Origin of the sequence: Legionella quinlivanii, from assembly GCF_003265995.1 — a bacterium.
Taxonomy (GTDB): Bacteria; Pseudomonadota; Gammaproteobacteria; order Legionellales; family Legionellaceae; genus Legionella_C; species Legionella_C quinlivanii_A.
This window is the reverse complement of sequence record NZ_MVJN01000011.1, coordinates 18,333-37,484: the sequence shown is the minus strand read 5'-3', so window position 1 is coordinate 37,484 and position 19,152 is coordinate 18,333. Positions and strand designations below refer to the sequence as shown.

Below are 19,152 nucleotides of genomic sequence, written 5' to 3'. Positions count from 1 at the left end.
ACCTATTTAACGCGAACCGATAGCTCGAGAATAAACTCCGCAATCTTTTCCGGTTTTTCCGGATAATTGACAAAGGCGTCGATTGCTACTTTCTTATTCACGCGCTCGCCGCTTTCTTTAGATTCAAATAGCGCCGCTCTGACCTCTTTGCCGCTATCACAAACAAAAAAAACATCCGATTCCGGACGTCGAAGGAATTCGGCATGGAAGGATTTGAAAACCAGAGAAAGGTTTAACTTCTCTTTGTTGGCGTAATAAAAAGCGTGAAGTCCCCCGGCGACATCTGCGCCAACAGCCAGTGCACCGAAATACATGGAGTTAAGGTGATTTCGGCTTCGTCGACGCAATGGGATTTTCATTACAATCTGATCATCATTTAATACCAGAAGCTTGGGGCGTAAATGGCCAATCAGAGGCACCTGGAATGTTCCAAAATACCATAGGAAATATTTGAAGCGTTTAAATAAGGTCATGAGTCGTCCTTGTTTACCTGTAGTTTAGAAATAATCTTTTTTACACCGCGTACCTGATTGACGCGCTTGACAATTGCCAAAATCGATTTTTCCTGTTTTACCTTTCCACTCAGCGTCACCGTACCATTGCTGGTGCTGGCTTTAATACCCACTAAAGGGATGGATTCATCATCAAACACTTTGGCTTTTAAAACGGCTGCTTCAACCTTTGCCGTAATGTAGGCATCCGTTAATCCCATATTGACTGGTTTGATTACCAGATTTTCAATCTCTACCGATTTAACGCCTTTGGTTGATTTGGCGAGCGTTAAGGCATCGACAAAGGCCTGTCGATCATTGACGTGTCCGCTCAAAGTGACGACCCCGTTTTCTGTAGATACCGAGATTTTTAAGGGGTTTAAATCTGTGTGTTTTGTGTATTTGGCCTTAATTTTCGTCGTGATGACTGAATCACTGATGGTTTGCTCAATTTCTTTCAGATTGGGTTCAGCATAGGCAGAAGGAAGTGAACCTGAAAAACAGAAAGATAAAATAAAATATAGAAAAATTCGCATGGCAGGCTAAATATCAAATCCAGTTTACGGAATTATACCATAGATTGTCATTGCCGCGCGGTAAGACTAAGCGTTGTAATATGCGCATCTGGCGATGAATTCTATTATCCCGGGAACGTTTCATGCCAGGCATATTTGGGAGATCTCTCACTGCGTTCGAGATGACGGCCTGCCTGTCTGTGAGTAATGATACAGTTTAATGAACACTCTCATTATCCCCAGTAAAATGAACGGGCGAGACTTTGGGTTTCCCGGTAATTAATGAAGAAAATTTATCAGCATGGCTGAACGAAGAAAATACAAGAAGACTTAAAACAAAAGATTTTATCAGTTTAGTCATCATAATCTCTGCTAATAGGCTATTATTGTTATCGTCAGTTGCATAATCCGCTTTAATTAACTCCACAAGCTGGCATCAAAAGGGTATAATTGATTGTTTTTTGTTTAAGCAGGTCAGGCATGCACAGGATTAGTATACGCGGCGCCAGAACACATAATTTGAAAAATATCGATGTGGACATTCCGCGAAATCAGTTAACAGTCATTACGGGTTTATCCGGTTCCGGAAAATCATCCCTTGCTTTTGATACGCTATATGCGGAAGGGCAGCGCCGTTATGTGGAATCTTTGTCGGCCTATGCCAGACAATTTTTGTCCATGATGGAAAAACCGGATGTTGATTCGATTGAGGGGCTTTCGCCGGCGATATCCATTGAGCAGAAAGCGACGTCTCATAATCCGCGTTCGACTGTAGGAACTATCACTGAAATTTATGATTATCTTCGTCTGTTGTTTGCCCGGGTAGGTGAACCGCGATGTCCTGTGCACCATCATAATTTACATGCTCAAACCATCAGCCAAATGGTGGATCAGGTACTGACGCTCCCTGCGGAACAGCGGGCAATGATATTAGCGCCCGTGGTGAAAGAGCGTAAGGGCGAGCACTTACAATTAATGCAGCAATTGCAGGCCCAGGGTTATGTACGGGCTCGAATTGATGGTGAACTCTGCGAACTTGACGACCCTCCCAAGCTGGCGCTGCGTCAAAAACATACCATCGAAGTAGTGGTGGATCGATTTAAAATTCGGGAAGACATTGCACAACGGCTTAGTGAATCTTTTGAAAACGCGCTCAATCTGGCAGAAGGTATTGCCATTGTTGCTTCCCTCGATGGTAATTTCGAGGAAATTGTCTTTTCATCCAAGTTTGCCTGCCCGGAATGTGGTTATAGCTTGAGTGAGTTAGAACCGCGCTTGTTTTCTTTTAATAACCCGGTGGGAGCCTGCCCTTCCTGTGATGGCCTGGGTGTTGATCAGTATTTTGATCCGGAGCGCATTATACATGATCGCACCGCAAGTCTTGGTGCGGGTGCAATTCGTGGTTGGGATAAAAAAACCACTTATTATTACCCCTTGCTAGAGTCTTTGGCTGAGCATTACCAATTTAATATCGAGCTTGCCTTTGAAGAATTGCCTGAATCGGTTCAAAACATTATTCTTTATGGGAGTGGTAAAGAGGAAATTGAGTTTCGCTACCATCGCTCTCATGGCGGCTACCTGCTTAAAAAACATCGTTTTGAGGGGGTGATTCCCAACATGGAGCGCCGCTATCGCGAGTCAGACTCATCGATGATGCGCGAGGAGTTGGCCAAATATTTATCTTCCCGCCCCTGCCAATTATGCAAGGGCGCTCGTTTGAGAGAGGAAGCGCGCAATGTATTTATTAATGATATCAATTTGCCAGAAATCGCCAACTATTCCATTGAAAAAGCCTATGAATTCTTCAAGCAGCTTCATCTGAGTGGAAACAGGGGCGAGATTGCCGGTAAAATTAATAAGGAAATTTGTGAGCGCCTGGGATTCCTGGTCAATGTCGGTCTGGATTATTTGTCCTTAGCCCGCAGCGCTGAAACCCTCTCCGGGGGAGAAGCCCAGCGTATCCGTCTGGCAAGCCAGATTGGTTCCGGTCTGGTCGGTGTCATGTATATTCTCGATGAACCCTCAATCGGTTTGCATCAGCGCGATAATGATCGCCTGCTAAAAACCCTCACCCATTTGCGAAATCTGGGTAATACCGTCATCGTGGTCGAACATGATGAAGACGCGATTCGTTCTGCGGATTTTGTTCTTGATATCGGACCCGGAGCCGGGGTGCATGGCGGGCGTATTATCGCCGCGGGAACCCCGGAAGAAATTATGGCAGAAGAGAAATCCCTCACCGGGCAATACCTCTCGGGGGTTCGTTCTATCGAAGTGCCTAGACAACGCAAGCACGTGGACGATGAGCGCATGCTGCATCTCACCGGTGTCTGCTGCAATAATCTGGTGAATGTAAATGTAAGTATTCCATTAGGTGTATTGACCTGTGTAACGGGGGTATCTGGTTCGGGTAAATCAAGTTTGATTAATGACACTCTCTATCCTTTGGCCGCCAATCAACTCAATCGTGCCAGTGTGATGACCCCGGGCTCGATTAAGAAAATAAGTGGCCTCGAACATTGTGACAAGGTTATTGATATTGACCAAAGCCCTATTGGGCGCACCCCGCGCTCCAATCCCGCGACCTATACCGGTTTGTTTACTCCTATTCGGGAATTATTTTCAGGCACTCCCGAAGCCCGGGCTCGCGGCTATCAACCTGGGCGCTTCAGCTTTAATGTGAAAGGCGGACGCTGCGAAGCCTGTCAGGGCGATGGGATGATCAAGGTGGAAATGCATTTTCTGCCCGATATTTATGTGGCTTGCGACATCTGTAAAGGAAAACGATATAACCGCGAAACACTGGAAATCCAATATAAGGGTAAGAATATTCATGAAGTGCTGGATATGACGGTTGAGGATGCGCGCAGCTTTTTTGATGCAATTCCAGTCATTGCCAGAAAGTGTCAGACCTTAATTGATGTGGGTTTATCCTATATTCGTCTGGGGCAAAGCGCGACTACATTGTCGGGAGGCGAAGCCCAGCGCATCAAATTGGCTCGTGAATTATCGAAACGTGACACAGGAAATACTTTGTATATCCTGGACGAGCCGACCACTGGTTTGCATTTTCATGACACAAGACAACTCTTAAGCGTTTTATTCCGTCTAAGGGATCAGGGGAATACGATTATTATCATCGAGCATAATCTTGATGTCATTAAAACAGCCGACTGGATTATTGATCTGGGACCTGAAGGGGGAAGCAAAGGAGGGCACATCATTGCCACAGGTACTCCGGAAGATATCACTCGAAACAAGGCATCTTATACCGGAATGTTTTTGAAGCCTCTGTTAAAGAAGAAAAAAGAGGCGGTAGTTTCCTAGCGCTCGCTTCTGACTCCAACTAACCGAGGGTTGCCGTCATCTCGAACGTAGTGAGAGATCTCCCTAATCTTGGTTTGTGCCAGCATTCGGAGATCTCTCACTACGTTCGAGATGACATGGCTAACCACTTCTTAACATACTGAATTATATTGCAATTAATTTCACCCTATACTTGCCTCGGCATGTCCGACGCATCCAAGTGATGCTTGAACCAGAGCCGAATTCGGGTTAACGGTAGTTAAGCGGTTCTTATACCCATTGCAATGCTGGCGATACCAATTCATCTGCGTCTCTTGCTGGCCGGAGGCTAAAAAAAGAAGGACTATAAAGATTTAATCGTTCATGGCAACGCAAACCAAGACATACAAACAAGCCTAAGCCAAGCATAGTAAGGGCGGGTGTTGAGGTGGCTACACCGAGATACATGAATCCAAGCCCCCAGAGCATTCCTGATGGGTGGGGCTGAAAAGAATCGCTCGCCCCCTGAATATACTGGGCATGCTCAATAACATCATTGAACGATGTAGTAAAGGAGTCTTGCTCGCTGTGAGTACGAAGTTCGCTCATAGAAGAAAAATTTTAAAAATTGTCATTTTATGAACCAAAAAAGCTAAAGTCAAGTCACTGTTTTTGCAAGCCGCTGTATCGTAACAAAACCAAGTAATTTGATTTTTATCTAAAAATAGCTATAACTTCAATATAAAACAAAATTGGATGAATAACATGGGAAAGTTTCTTCTATTCGTTTTGGTGATCCTGGCGCTGCTGGCATTTTGGCTTATCAGCATCTATAACACCCTCATCGGAATGATTGAGGCGATTAACAATAATAAAAAGCAAATCGATATCCAGCTAGATCGCCGTTTCAAAGTGTTTGAGTCCTTGATACAAACCGTTAACAAATACATGGATTATGAAAAAACGACATTGAAAGATGTAGTTGCCTTACGTAATCAGGCACAGGCCGCAAGAGCTTCTGGCGATGAAAAAGCGAGAATGGATGCAGAGAATCAGATTTCGCAAATCGCATCAGGAATCAATCTGGTATTTGAACAATATCCTGATTTGAAGGCCAGTCAGAATATGCTTCAGCTGCAAGAGGAAATTGTGAATACAGAAAACAAATTGTCCTACGCCAAGCAAGCCTATAATGACAGCATCGAGCGCTATTATGCCAAGAAAAAATCCTTCGTAGAGGCAATGGTAGTAAATTTCTTTGCTGACAAACTGAATAAAGAGTTCGAGTATTGGTCTTTACCGGAAGATCAAATCAAGGCCCGTGAAGATTATACTGTCAAGTTTTCCGAGTAAGCCATGCCGCTATCAGACTACCATGCTTCGGTAGGTGACTGGCGAGCCCAGTTGCAGAAAAACCAGCGCAAAACGAGGATAGTCATCCTCCTTTTCATCCTGATTTATACCGGGGTGGGTTTGGTGGCGGATGTATTTGTTCTGCAGTCCACTAATCCCAATCTGACTGTGGGTCAGGCTTTTCATGCCTTGCTGACCCTTCAGGTCATTCCTTATGCAACATTGATCATGGGCGGTATCGCCGTCATTTCCTTGCTAATTACCTATGCCATGTACGACCGGATTATGTTAATGGGTACAGAATATCGGGAAATTACACCGGAAACAGCGCAGAATCTACAGGAAAAGCAGTTGTACAATGTGGTGGAAGAGATGCGCGTTTCTGCGGGACTAAAGTATATGCCCAAAGTATTCCTCATTGAAGCAAACTACATGAATGCCTTTGCCAGTGGTTACAGCGAAAAATCGGCAATGGTGGCCATTACCAGAGGTTTAATAGACAAGCTTGATCGCGCCGAATTGCAGGCGGTGATGGCGCATGAATTAAGCCACATCCGTCATCAGGACATCAAACTGACATTAATGGTTGCTGTATTGAGCAATATTTTATTGCTAGTGATTGATGTGCTTTTTTATTCGATGATTTACAAACGAGATCGCCGAAACCAGGATAATCGTTTATTGCTGATTATTATGGTTTTGCGCTGGGTGTTGCCCATATTGACTGTCGTCCTGGCATTATTTTTAAGCCGTACCAGAGAGTACATGGCCGACTCAGGGGCTGTCGAACTCATGCGTGATAATGAACCGATGGCCAGAGCATTGCTTAAAATTTCGGAAGATCATGCAGCCAATGCCGAGGAATACACCCAGGAATATGGACGAACTGCACATGAACAGCTAAGACAGGCTTCGTATTTATTTGATCCCTCCAGTATTGACCCGGTTAAATCACTGACCAGTGCTTTTTCAACGCATCCCCTCACCGAGCAACGTTTAGAGGCCATTGGATTTAAAAAGAAAGATAAGAGATAAACATTAAAAGCCTCACTGCCATTAAGTAAGCTCAATTGTATATTAAACTGTCATCCCCGCGAAAGGCGGGGATCCATCTCTGAGCTAGCCACAATGCCGACTGAGGAATAGATTCCCGCCTTTCGCGGGAATGACAGAAGTCCTTAATGGCAATGAGGGCTAGGTTGAGGGTTGATTCCAAAACCTCTCTCTGAAAGAGAGTAAGGACCATGCCTTGTCAACTAATCGGTTGAATCCTGCAGGCAATTGAATATTCTTTATTGCTTTGAGGTTCAGTAAATTGCAGCTCATTCGTATTACTGAGCGTGATTTTCCTGTCATGATAGGAAATCCCGTCATTTTTCAATACATTAATTAAATTACCCCGTTGAAACAGCACAATGATATGTTTAATCAAAGCTCTTGATGAGCTATTGTTGAATAACCCATGATATCGGTTAATTACCTGGCTTTTATCCAGATAAGTATTAATTTCCCTCTCAATATCCTGTTCTGAATGTTCAGCCAGATGATTCTTCAAAAACTGCTGATTACTTAACACCAGCTCGATAAAATTCAGAATGTTTTCCGTTTTTACGGTGCGATAGGAAGACCAGAAGCTTAGACGTGAGCTGAATTTATTTTCCAGAAAGTCAAAAAGATTGGAAAAATTATGAACAATTACTCTGGCCTGATCGGCCTTAGCCTCATAAAAATCAGCGCGATCCTTTTGTTTTTGTAATTCAACCAGGGCTTCATTCAATTTTAGTTCCAGCGCTTCAATCAGTTCCTGTTCTCTGCTCATGCTTAGTTTCAGGGACTGAAAATCATTTCTTAAATTCTCGCTCGCTCTATTAAAACTTTCTTCGTATAGCTTGAACCGCTCGAGAATGCTGCCAATTCTGCCCTGCATGTTCTCTTTGAGCAGAGATAACTCTCTACTTGCTTCCTGGGCTACTTTTGAATTGTCACCTGAAAGAATTTCCCGGACATCTTTTAATTTATCATCCAGAGTGCTCTTCAGTTCTTTAATATCTTTCACGTTGCGATGAAAATCGGCAAGGATAGTTGTAAAGAGATCTTCATTGGCCTTTTCAATTTTCTTTACATCTTCCAGATGTTTTTTATTGCTTGCCTTTAATTGCTGGACCAAATCCTGTGTTTCGCTAAATTGCCCCTTTACCTTGGCAATATCACTTGAAAGGCTGACTATCTGCGTCTGCTGTTGGATATTTTCCTTTGTCAACAGCTTGTTTCGGGTTTGCAGTTTTTTAACTCGCTCACCATTGATATCAATCTGCCTGATAAGCTCCCCCATATGGGCGGTGATATCTCCGAGTGCCTGAAAAAACTGGTGCAGGGGAGGGGCAAGTTCTTCCCGGCATTTCTCTCTGATTTTGTTTTCAAAATCCCGCAATCGTTTATAAAACTCAATAAACGAAAGCAAACTGCCATGTCTGGGATAAAGTAAAACGAATTCCAACTGCTCAGATCCAAGACCGAGCAGCGAGCTGGTCGCATTCCACTTATATATGGGACTGTTCATTTGCTTGAGGAATTGATAAAGGCCGTCTGGTATTTCAGCTTCATTTCCTCCAAAGCTGATTTTACAGCTGCTGACCTGACCTCCTGCAATTTTTCCAGTAGTATATGATGAGGAAATATGCAATTTACTGCATAGTTTATTGATGGCGTCATTCACATTCATCAATTGCAGTTGGGTAAACTTGAGAGAAGTAAATACTTCATTTTCAGACTTATCTATTTCTGAAAATTGTGAGGGTAATTCAGGATTTAAGCCAAGTAACCGGGTTAAACCATATTCTTCAAAGGTTCTGGCAATATTAAACAGATAAATTCGGTCTTCTTTAGTGAGACTGTTGGCATCAAAGGGCGTTTTGTGTTCATCCGGCTCATAGTTCTTAAGCTTATCAAGCCCATCATGAAGATACTGCATGCGTCGGCGCAGAAACTCCAGTTGTTCAAGGTTGTTTTGAAACACCGAATTAGTAATGAAGCTGGTGCGTTTTATCAGTTTATTGTCATCGAGAGGTTCCGTAATCGACATGAAAGATTGTTTGGGATTGACGAGCGGCATCTTCTTGCTTCTCATCCATTTGGTATCATTCATCAAATCCAGCAATTCCTTAACCTGCGCATACCCAAAGAAGTCAGATAAGCGCCTCATTGCCTCTCGGTAAAAAATATGGATCACCAGACGCCTGGCTTTGTATTCACCCTTTTCAGACATCCCTTTGAAGCCATACTGAATTGCAGACTCAAGAAAGTCTTTCTCAAGTGCCTGGCAAATAAATAAAAGCTTGAAAATGGCTATCATTTCTCGTGATAACTGATCTCTGCAATTTTGATCAATAGGGGTTTTAAGTAAGAAACCGTATTTGGGATCCCAGGATGTAATGTCTGCCATTGCTTTGGGATTATCAAAAATATCCTGGTAACGCACAAAGGATAATCCATCCTCCTCTTGGGCAAGACGATTAAGTCCTTCTGAAACTTTTGCCAGAGGTTTCAGTAATTTGAAAATACCATATTCGTTAAAGGGAACTTTTCCGGTTGCCTGGGAAGTATCTGCTCTTAACATATTCTGGGTTATTTTATAGGCAGAAATCTGCGTGGCATCTGCTCCTGCCTGTGCATCAAACAAGCGGGCAAATAATTCCATCAAATGATTATTCAAGTCATAGAGATCGCGGGTACAATGGACAGACATGGTCTGTACACTAATTTCTCGCTGCTCGACAATTAATTGATCAATTAGATCTCCAAAATGTTTCTGTACTTCCTGGGCGAGCGTGGTGCGCTGCTTCTGAGTTTTTACAAAATAATCCGCAATCGTTTTATTATAATTTTCGGTAAGACCTTCATTGTCTAAAATATTCTGAAAATAGCTTGTGATAATAGTTCGGAATTTTTCAAGGCGTTCTTCATTTTCATATCCTGGCAGCTGCGCTATTCCTTTCATCGCCTGGATTAAGAGCACTGTAGTGTTCCGCATGATTTGCACAGTAGCCTTAGCTAGTGCGCGATTTTCAGAGTTAATCACCTCGCGGTTTTTCAGGTAGCTGTCAAAATATTCATGGATGGTCCGCTCAATGGAAGAGGCAAGCGTATCGGGCGGGGTCATGAGCTGGCTGCTCTCCTGCAGCATATGAATCTGGAAAATATTCCCGTCTGCCGGACTCTCATGAAGCAGGCAGAATTTGTCCATTTCTGGCTTTAATAAGGTTCCGAGATTTAACTGCAGCTCGCAGCCTTTATCCAGCAGGTTTAATTCTTTGACAGTGATTTCAAGGATGCTTGCAAAATTGAAGTTTATGAATTCTCCTGCTGCCTTGTTCAGGCCGCTCATTTGCATAATAAGCTTTTTTTGGTCAGATTGCGCTTTTAAAGAGGTTAAATAGCTCCCCAGAAATGTTCCGGCCATCACACCAGCCGTGCCTGCGATAACTTCACCGGAAACCACCTTGGTGCCGATCATTGTCGCCAAAAGTCCAAACATGTTCATCTCCCTAAATGCATCAATGAATGCTCTCTTCCATGAAAACGCTTAAACAATTCATCGAATTTTTCAACGTATTGTCTAAATCAGCATTGATTTGTTAACCATATAACAGGTTTAATGAAGACGTCAACGCTTGCGTTGAGAATAAAAAAAACAATTTATTACGGGAATAAGCAGCTCGATTTTATAGTGTAGCAAAGTCACTCTAATCCCTGTAGTGGGAATGAACTTTAATTTGGAGATGGCTTTAATATAAGCATATTGGGGTTATCAGATCGTAATTATCCCACTATGCTGTTGTTCAGGAGACTATGCAGCAGGGCCGTTCATCGTCCTCATCCGGTTGTTGAACTGTCTGGATGGTCGGTACCGGAAAAATATTGTTATAAACAATTAGAATGTCCTGCATGAAATCATTGGCGTCACTGTTTAAGGCATGCTCAGGCAAATGCCGGAAAGAGTATTTGGCTGAGATATTAGCCATCAATTGCAACCCCTGTGCATGTGAGGAGTTTCTGGGGGTTCTCGCCAGTATATCACCGGGCCGGAGTATGACCGGAAAATCTGAGTTTTCCAGAGCGAGCATATAATCTGCCAAGACCGGAAACTCGGGTTTGTTTAATCGGCCGATAACAGCATTAAAACGGCATTCCAGAATACAATTGCTATTGTCCAGTAACTCAAGGCAGAGTTTACGTAATGTTTCAGCTTCAGGTGTTAAAGAAATCTGGGCGATTTTAGTGAGGGTCGCTTTTCTGTTAGCCTCATTCGTGGTCAAAGATCTTTCCCATCGTTGAACTATACCTGACAGCGACAGGGGGGCAAAATGAGTAAATGGGCTGGTATTCGTTTTATTCTTGGTGTAGGTGCTAAATAGCGCCAGGGCCGCCTCGGGGCTGGTAATTTTTTCCAGGTCAGTTTTGAGCTCTAATGCACGTTTGCAGACTTGTTCATCTTCCTTGTGCTCTCTGATGAAGCGTGTGAGCTCATCCGCATAGCCCCTCAAAATGTTTGCTGCCATCTGACCTCCCTTGTGAGCTTACTCACGCAATCCGACCCCTTTTTTCAGTAATATCATATTAGCTGCAATTAATAATACGATCAAGACAAAAATAATGCACATCGACAAAGACATGCTCATCTCTTGTTTGCCAATCATTGCGCCACGTAAAGCACTGACCATATAAAGTATAGGATTTAAATGCGAAAGCTTCTCCCAGAATGTAGGCAGCATAGCTGTCGAATAGAACACGCCTCCCAGATAGGTCAGGGGAGTCAGCACAAAAGTAGGAATCAGCATGACATCGTCAAAATTTCTGGCGATCATTGCATTGGTAAAGCCAGCCAGAGAAAAGATAGCAGAAACCAGCAGCACTACAAGCAACGTCAGGGGCAGATGGTGTGGATCAATAGGCACGAAATACCAGGATACCAGGAAAACCAGAAAGGCAACGATTACACCCCGAAGCACACCACCAATTACATATCCCAATAGCAACAGCCCATCATGCATGGGGCTGACCAGGATTTCTTCAATACTTTTCTGAAAGCGAACGGTGAACAACGAAGTTGATACATTGCCATAGGCGTTGGTAATGACTGTCATCATAATCAAACCAGGAGCGATAAACTCGGGATAGCTGACCCCTTGGATATCTCCAATTCGCGGACCTATTAAGGTCCCAAAAATTAAAAAGTACAATGCGGTGGTGATAACCGGTGGCAAAAATACCTGTGAGCTGATGCGAAACATACGCACTAACTCGCGTCTTACTACGGTATAAAAAGCAATCAACTGTTGATTAATGGTCATGATTGATTAAATCCAGAAAGAGTTCTTCAAGCCGATTGGTTTTATTGCGAAGGCTTTGAATTTTAATTCCATTCGCCGAAAGTTCTGCGAATACCTCATTCAGAGAGACGCTGTTATTCACCCGTAGTTCAAAAGTAGTACAGTCAATCAGGCTGGTTTCAAACAGCGGCATTATGGGCAATTGTTCAATGGGTTCCTGTGTGTTAAATACAAAGGTCTGATGATTCAAGCTATTAAGCAAACTTCGCATCGAGGTGTTTTTTATAATCACTCCCTCATCAATTATTGCAATGTGTTTGCAGAGTTGCTCTGCCTCTTCGAGATAATGGGTGGTCAAAATAATGGTAGTTCCTTGTGCATTGGTTTGCTTCAGAAAGTCCCACATGCTTCGCCTGATTTCAATATCCACTCCGGCGGTTGGTTCATCCAGAATGAGCACTTTCGGCTGATGCATTAAGGCTCTTGCAATCATCAGTCGGCGTTTCATACCTCCTGATAAATGCCGCACAATACTGTGGCGTTTTTCCCAGATTCCTAATTGTTCAAGCAGTAAATGCGCCCGAGGTCTCGCCTTAATGCGTGAAATCCCGTAAAAGCCAGCCTGATTAAGTAAAATCTGCTCGCAGGTCTCAAAAATATTAAGATTAAATTCCTGAGGTACCAGGCCAAGACAGGATTTGGCAAGATAGGGATGTTCATCCAAATCATAGCCATAAATGCGAATGCTGCCAGAGGATTTGGTTAGTAATGTGGTGATAAGTCCGATGGTGGTTGATTTTCCAGCCCCATTAGCTCCCAGTAAAGCAAAGAAATCGCCTGTTTTTACAGTCAGGTCAATTCCTTTTAAGGCTTCTACTTTATTGCCGTAGATTTTACGTAATTGTCTAATTTCTAAAGCGTTCATGCCAGGTTCCGTGAACAAATTCATTATGAAAATGTGGCCTATTGAAAAGGAAAAATAACGTTGAATGGGGCGAATAGCAAGCACTATTAACGTAATACCTAACTCGGCTGTAATGAATTGGGATCATCACTAAATTCATCAGACTCATCGTCGGTATCATTGCTTGTTAATCCCGCATCGATGTTGGCCTGTCTGATTTGTTCCATTTTGCTCATAAACTCAGGGGTGATCCATTCTGGCAGGAATTTTTTTTTTCGCCTTTTTTATCTTCCGGTTCTTTTAGTGGAGCAGAGTTTCTGGTTTTAAGTACAAAATCCAGCTCTTCTTGCATACTGGAAAAAAACGTTGGTTGCCCTGGCTTTAAGGCTGCTTTCTTTAATTTCAAAGGGGGCTTGATGTTGGTACTTCCACCCTCTGTTTTTACTGGCCGGGGAGGCACAGGCGGCGCTGGCGGCGCTTTACGCTGGGTTGGCGGTTCAATTTCTGTTTCATTCTTTAAAACAGGTGAGGGTTTGGTCTGTAAATCTGAGCCTGTCATCGCAGGGGAGAGGATGGGTGGCTGTTTAATCGACGATTTATTTTCTTTGATTATTAGTTCAGGCACCAGCTGAGCGGGCGCATTTGCAATAACTTTTTGTAAATTAACTGCATGGCTCGCTTCTTCAATCATATCCCAGGCATGTTCATAGCGGGTTACTTTTTCCCTTAATAAATGCAATTCTCCCTCATTGTCATTTTTGTGCCGCTCCAGTTCTTCATTATGAGTTTGTGATTCACGTAGCTCCTTGGTTAGCTTGGCTATCTGAGCCTCCAGCTCCTGGATTCTTAATGTATAGACTTCTATTTCCAGACAATGCGCTTCTCTCTCTTTGGATATCGCCTGCATTAAATTGCCAATCAGGCTGACTTTGGAGTTTTTAGTATTGAATTTAATGAAGAGGTTGACGCCAATATGATGCTCTTCTTGTGTGATCTCTGCATATTTATTGGTGAATGTGCCCATGTGGGCAAGAAAAATAGGGTCCTGGCTAAACAACATAACAGCGGAGTGTTTTAAAAAATTGAGCACGTCGTCTTCGTCAAAAATATCCGGGGTTTTTACAAAACAACTTTGCAGAAATTTAAGATTTTCAAGGATCGTTTCAGCATGAGTATCTTTATTCCATTTTAAATACCGGCTCAGGTTATTGTTTCCGTATTGCTCAACTAAATCGTTAAATAACGAATTAAACTCTTTGCTTATACTCATTTCCGGCTCCCTGGATTGATGTACAATAGCCCATCAATCCATTTAATAGCAACCGGCCAATAAATTCAACAGACTGAATTAATAATTTGTTGAGAACTTACTCGTTTTAACCACCCGGCAATGCTGACACGGGTCTGATGGGTCAGCTCCACTTCATGAGGAAGATCGCTTGTAAAGCAGATGAAGCGATCAGCCTGAGGTAAAATCGATACCAGGAGTTGTTCTTCCTGGTTATACACCTTCAGAGCTCCCCCATCTTCAGCCTTCCAGCCCTCATTCAGGTAATAGACGCAGGAAATACGCCTATCCTTGTTATTTTGAAATTGATCCACATGTTTTTTATAAAAAGTGCCCGGCTGATAAATGGCATAATGGGTTTCAAACTGATTCAAGCCCATGAACAGGACATTATTTAATTCGCGGCTGATTTGATTTATTTTCTGAAAATAATAGTTTACCGCCAAATCAAATTCATCGGGGTCAAGCCAGAGAATACTATCACCTCTGATTTCCTGCTGCCGGCTAACAGAGGAATTACCTACTCGGGCTTGTCTAAAACGTTGATCAGCATCGCCGCACAAGGCATTGGTTCTAAGTTGCCTTGCATGCTCTTCACCCAGAAAGTTTTCAATAATATGAAACCCTTGATTACAAAGATTATCAATCAGATTTGTATCGACCATGAACATCCAGAAATACTAGAGCTTTACACAATAATTATTGCGATTGTCTCGAAAAAAGCAGAAATCATAGTCCATTTTGTGAAGGAGAGCGAGAAGATTTAACGTATGGCCGATATTAGTCTATTTACCATTAAGCAGGTTTCGTCTTTCTTTCCAGTCTGGTAAAAATTGCGTCATCAACTGTTTAAAATAATGGTTATGGCTAGCTTCAATCAAATGAACCATTTCATGCACAAAAACATATTCAATACACTCTGGCGGATGATGAATCAAATGTTGACTTAACCAGATGCGGCCCTTGCTGGTATTGCAGGATCCCCAGCGGCTTCGCATCGCGCGTATGCCAATGAATTTGGGGAACACCTTAATGATCGGTTGCCATTTGCTTAACAGGGTATCCATTAAACGTCCCAGTTCCTGCCGATACCATTTAGTCAGTATCGTATTAAGATTTTGAGCGCTATCTAAAGTGCTTGAGAAATGCAGTTGTTCGTTAACGATGCCCAGAACCCGATTGCCTGAGCTACCATCTTTCACAAGAGAGTAAACTTTTCCCAGAAATTTAATCTGATTTTCAGAAAGAGGCTGCTGAGGCGAACGCCCTGCAACCTCCTTTTGCTTCTCAATAATCCAGGACTGGCGGCTCAGTAAAAATTGCTCAATCGCGGCATCGCTCATCCTATGGGGTGCACTAACGAGGATTTCGCCATGCGGGGCCGTAATTCTTAAATACAGATGTTTAATAGACTTCCTAATAATTCTGACAGGCTGTTCATTGATCAGTGGAGCCACTTAATATCCGGATAGAAAAAAGTCTATTATATCTGAATTACCCAGTGTGGCTACCGTTCTGCTGGAATACAGGGACTGTCAACGTATTCACCATTAATTTTGAGCACCATGTTGATACTGCGCCGATGATAACGTGACAAAATATCATACTGGGCTTTGCTCATATAACCGTAACTGTTTCCACAATAAACCAGTGAATGGGCAGACGCTGAAGGCTTGGGCTTTAAGGGCAAATCACACTCCCAGCGAAATCGACTTGGATCACAGTTTGCAAATGTTAAGGAAACTGGCAAGATGAACAAAAGGATCGCTATACTTTTTTTCATGACAGGCTCTTTTTTTATTATTGTTTGACTTAATATCGGCGGTTGTCATTATTTCTTTAACGGGATAATTAATTTTGCAAGGAGTAGCAGCGTGACATTAACGACTAAAGATTATCTCGATTTTCTAAGGGATGGTGACTATCTCCGGGCACTGGACTGGACGGCCTATCTCGAAAAAAAATGCGGTGTCAAGGCGGGAGGAGGCGATGATTTGCTGCCGATAGGCGTCTTTGAGTTAATTCGCTATGGATTTTGTCCGGAAGATATGAAGCATATTGAACTGCTTTATGCGGCCCAAGGTGTCAATCTTTTCAAAGGAGTTGCGGGATACGGCTGCACTAATCTAATAAGTGCCGCTCTGCAGTATATGGTTTATTTCAAACACCAGCTCCTGATGTTCTATGCGACTAACGAAGACTGGGGGTCTAATGAGTTATGGGATAAAGCTGCCGTAATTAAGCATATGGAAAGAGAAAGCCCTCACTTGTCTGCAGAAGCCAACAGTATACAATTGAGTACAGAATACGAGGCGCTTGATAAAAGGGCGCAAGAACTGGAGAGAGAAGTTCAGGAGTTAAAGGGAAACAGCGAGATTCAGAAGTTAAGAGCAAATATTGAGTCACTTGAATCCTACCGGGAACTTTGTAATGAGTATATAGACTTATTGTCAAAAGCGCTCGACTCCCTTAACAGTGGAAAAACAGAAAACCAGACTGGGGAGCAGGCTCTTCCTTCAGCTCAGAGCCGGGCCAGGAAAGCGGAAGTGACTGCCGTTCGCTTAGGATTAGTTAAAGTGCTGAACGAGGATTTCAGAGTCTCGATGGCCAACAAAATCAATTGGAATAAAGTAGGCTTGCAGCTTGATGAAATAAAAGCGCAACAGCCGCTTGACTGGGAATTTAATTATCTGAAAAGATTGCAACCGCCTTTCAGCCTGGGAAAAGCGATTGTCGACAAACAAAATCAGCTTTTGTTTTTTGGGATGAACTGTTTACAAAGTATTATTGGCTGTGATTCATCTTCTCTTCGCGCCTCATCGGAAGGACCTCAATCTTAAGAGCATTTGCTATCTGCATCACAAGCTGCTTGATATCTGTGCAATATTGCGTATAATAGCGCAATATTTGTTCACCATTATGAGGTGGTTATGGTTGATGTGGTTATAGTAGGTGCAGGTCCTCTTGGTCTGGCTCATGCCTGGGCAATGAAGAAATTAAATCCGGAATTAAGCATTGTCATTTATGAAAAATATACGGAATACCAGCGTAGACATACACTGAGTATGCAATGGCAGCATTTAGCCTCATTAATGAAAGCGACGGGAACCGAAGAACATCCCACGCTAAAACCTCTTCTGGCTCGGCTCAAAAAAGATCCGCATATTCGCACTAACGAACTTGAAAAAATATTCAAAGAGCTCGCTCTGGAGTGTGAAGAAGGATGCGAGCCTACAAGGATTATCCACGAGGCCATCACACCGGAAAATATTGAAGAAAAGATTCTCGAAGGGCATCCTGAGGCCAAGTTAATCCTTGGCGCAGATGGAACTCACAGCGTCGTCAGCAAACACTTTTTTGGAGAAGATAATCAGGTTAAGCAGGAATTTGATTATGTATTGCAGCTTCGTTACGAAGTCAATGGCTCACATAAAGATGAGGCGGTTGCCACCGCCAATTTTTATCAGAATATGGCGCGTGGCGGGATGATTGCCAGCGAATATGTGGGGCATTTCGCAAAAGGCCAAACTCCTGTTACCATGCAAATGATGATTTCGAAGGAAGTCTTTGATCGTTTGAAGTCCATCGCTACCTCGCAAAAGCCTATTCATCTTAAAAACAACGAGCAGGCAAAGGATATACCCCAGGATATTCGTAGTTTTCTAACCCGCTATCTCGAGCTTAAAATCGAAAAATGCCATGAAGATTCTTCTCTTATCGATTGGAACTCGGTGCGGGTTAGCGTCAACGAAGCGCCGGCGACTTATGCCAGACAAATCAGTAGGCAGGTCGCAAGAAAAGACGGCTCCAAAGTCCATGTTAAGCTGGCGGGTGATGCCAAATTAGGACTTTCTTATTTCAAGGGGTTGAACGCAGGAAATGAGGCAACTGCAATTTTTATCGAGCAGATGAAAGAGCATATTCGTAATGGATTTGCTGATGAAGAGCAACTCGAGCTCAGCCTCAATCAGTATCAAACCTGGTTTACCGAAGTGTATGCCCCTAAAAAAGTACATGAAGTGTCGCAATACAGCCGTCGCAATATTCGCGCTCCAATGCGAATAATGGAGGCCGTGCAAAAGGTAAAGGGCATTTCATGGCAGGACGATATTGACTCCTCTGAAGAGTTGCTTAATGCGTATTTTAATTTACAGCAGGCGCCTGCTCATCAGGTGAGCAGAGAAAAGCAATGGCGTAAATACCCGCATCGCAGCTATGATCCTGTCGGTTTGGGTGATTGGAAATATATTCCTATAACTCATCATTTGAAAAAGACTGTTAAACTGTTTACCGACTTTTTCAAACCTTATAAAACCTCTGCTTCATGGCATCCATTCAAACAAGACTTAAGACAACCCCTGGTTGGACTGCTGAATGTGGGAAGTGGACTGCTTAAAACGCTGGTCGGCCTGCTGAGCTTGAACCCGTGGCGATTTTTGGATGGAGTATTCAGTCTGGTCAGAGGCGCGATAGAAATTGCGACCACCCCGCTGACCTGGCTGCTCAAGCCAATTACCCGAGGCATAGCGACCTTAATCTACAAAGGTTTCTGGGGGCCTAAAAAAATCGAAGACAACACCGGCATGCGAAAGCTTGCTAAATTAGGTATTAAGGCTGTTGATGAATTCGATCAAGAATCCCTCGATCATGACCCCTCTGCCCAATCGAGTTATAACATCATAGCCCTTTGTCATGATATGCATCGCAAATATATGAAAGGCATTCGTCATCAACAAATAACGGATGTGGCGATGGATGAACTTGCAGCCTATAAGCAGGTAGTGGATGAGCCTGTTGCGGATCCAACCACCGCGCGCCAATACTTCTCCCTTTTCTATAACAAGCCAGAGAATAAGGCGGATAAAGTTGAAGCTCCATCTCATCAAGAGGGTTTATCCATCTGATTAAAAAGCCCTGAGGATGCAATAGCGGAATCAGGGCTTTTTTCTGTCTTCCCCCTCGTGCTGCCCTACGTACTGCGACTTGT

Annotated in this window: 16 protein-coding genes; 5 read left to right on the top strand and 11 right to left on the bottom strand. The window is 43.2% G+C overall.

All coding sequences use genetic code 11. From position 1 onward, the window contains the following. Nucleotides 1-2: 2 nt before the first annotated feature. Both B1207_RS13530 and B1207_RS13525 read right to left on the bottom strand, forming a co-directional pair. On the bottom strand, nt 3-473 hold the full coding sequence (locus B1207_RS13530) for a PaaI family thioesterase (RefSeq protein ID WP_112220467.1): 471 nt from the start codon (nt 471-473) through the stop codon (nt 3-5). Further along, on the bottom strand, nt 470-1,027 hold the full coding sequence (locus tag B1207_RS13525) for a BON domain-containing protein (RefSeq protein ID WP_112220466.1): 558 nt from the start codon (nt 1,025-1,027) through the stop codon (nt 470-472). Before B1207_RS13525 ends, B1207_RS13530 begins: the two co-directional genes overlap by 4 nt. 459 nt (nt 1,028-1,486) lie before the next feature. Between B1207_RS13525 and uvrA the strand changes: the two genes are divergently transcribed. Continuing rightward, nucleotides 1,487-4,333: an excinuclease ABC subunit UvrA gene (uvrA, locus tag B1207_RS13515; protein ID WP_112220464.1), complete on the top strand. Its 2,847-nt coding sequence runs from the start codon at nt 1,487-1,489 to the stop codon at nt 4,331-4,333. Nucleotides 4,334-4,582: 249 nt separating this feature from the next. On the opposite strand, the gene B1207_RS15865 is transcribed toward uvrA, so the two are convergent. Next, nucleotides 4,583-4,900: a hypothetical protein gene (locus B1207_RS15865; RefSeq protein WP_146740070.1), complete on the bottom strand. Its 318-nt coding sequence runs from the start codon at nt 4,898-4,900 to the stop codon at nt 4,583-4,585. Between the two features lie 156 nt (nt 4,901-5,056). Between B1207_RS15865 and B1207_RS13510 the strand changes: the two genes are divergently transcribed. Together B1207_RS13510 and htpX are read left to right on the top strand one after the other, a co-directional pair. Further along, nucleotides 5,057-5,644, top strand: coding sequence for a LemA family protein (locus tag B1207_RS13510; RefSeq protein ID WP_112220463.1), 588 nt, complete (start codon nt 5,057-5,059; stop codon nt 5,642-5,644). A 3-nt stretch (nt 5,645-5,647) separates the two neighbouring features. Next, on the top strand, nt 5,648-6,679 hold the full coding sequence (htpX, locus tag B1207_RS13505) for a zinc metalloprotease HtpX (protein WP_112220462.1): 1,032 nt from the start codon (nt 5,648-5,650) through the stop codon (nt 6,677-6,679). A 217-nt stretch (nt 6,680-6,896) separates the two neighbouring features. On the opposite strand, the gene B1207_RS13500 is transcribed toward htpX, so the two are convergent. The 8 genes from B1207_RS13500 to B1207_RS13465 all read right to left on the bottom strand — a co-directional run bounded on the left by B1207_RS13500 (nt 6,897) and on the right by B1207_RS13465 (nt 15,948). Then, a complete protein-coding gene (locus tag B1207_RS13500) occupies nt 6,897-10,178 on the bottom strand; it encodes a hypothetical protein (RefSeq protein WP_112220461.1) in 3,282 nt (1,093 codons plus the stop codon). A gap of 304 nt (nt 10,179-10,482) precedes the next feature. Beyond that, nucleotides 10,483-11,202, bottom strand: a complete 720-nt coding sequence (locus B1207_RS13495) for a hypothetical protein (RefSeq protein WP_112220460.1) — start codon at nt 11,200-11,202, stop codon at nt 10,483-10,485. Between the two features lie 18 nt (nt 11,203-11,220). Next, on the bottom strand, nt 11,221-11,994 hold the full coding sequence (locus tag B1207_RS13490) for an ABC transporter permease (protein ID WP_112220459.1): 774 nt from the start codon (nt 11,992-11,994) through the stop codon (nt 11,221-11,223). Further along, complete coding sequence (locus tag B1207_RS13485; protein WP_112220458.1) at nt 11,984-12,898, bottom strand: ABC transporter ATP-binding protein; 915 nt, start codon at nt 12,896-12,898, stop codon at nt 11,984-11,986. The genes B1207_RS13490 and B1207_RS13485 overlap by 11 nt, the downstream gene beginning before the upstream one ends. Nucleotides 12,899-13,109: 211 nt before the next feature. Then, nucleotides 13,110-14,147 carry a hypothetical protein gene (locus tag B1207_RS13480; RefSeq protein ID WP_112220457.1) on the bottom strand — a complete coding sequence of 346 codons (1,038 nt, stop codon included), beginning with the start codon at nt 14,145-14,147 and terminating at the stop codon, nt 13,110-13,112. A 65-nt stretch (nt 14,148-14,212) separates the two neighbouring features. Further along, nucleotides 14,213-14,830 (bottom strand): 2OG-Fe(II) oxygenase, encoded by a 618-nt coding sequence (locus tag B1207_RS13475; RefSeq protein WP_112220456.1) that lies wholly within the window; start codon nt 14,828-14,830, stop codon nt 14,213-14,215. Between the two features lie 120 nt (nt 14,831-14,950). After that, nucleotides 14,951-15,622 carry a M48 family metallopeptidase gene (locus B1207_RS13470; RefSeq protein ID WP_112220455.1) on the bottom strand — a complete coding sequence of 224 codons (672 nt, stop codon included), beginning with the start codon at nt 15,620-15,622 and terminating at the stop codon, nt 14,951-14,953. Nucleotides 15,623-15,672: 50 nt separating this feature from the next. Then, complete coding sequence (locus B1207_RS13465) at nt 15,673-15,948, bottom strand: hypothetical protein (RefSeq protein WP_112220454.1); 276 nt, start codon at nt 15,946-15,948, stop codon at nt 15,673-15,675. 91 nt (nt 15,949-16,039) lie between these two features. Between B1207_RS13465 and B1207_RS13460 the strand changes: the two genes are divergently transcribed. Next, nucleotides 16,040-17,005: a hypothetical protein gene (locus tag B1207_RS13460; protein WP_112220453.1), complete on the top strand. Its 966-nt coding sequence runs from the start codon at nt 16,040-16,042 to the stop codon at nt 17,003-17,005. Between the two features lie 90 nt (nt 17,006-17,095). Beyond that, complete coding sequence (locus B1207_RS13455; protein ID WP_112220452.1) at nt 17,096-19,069, top strand: hypothetical protein; 1,974 nt, start codon at nt 17,096-17,098, stop codon at nt 19,067-19,069. Nucleotides 19,070-19,152 lie beyond the last annotated feature (83 nt).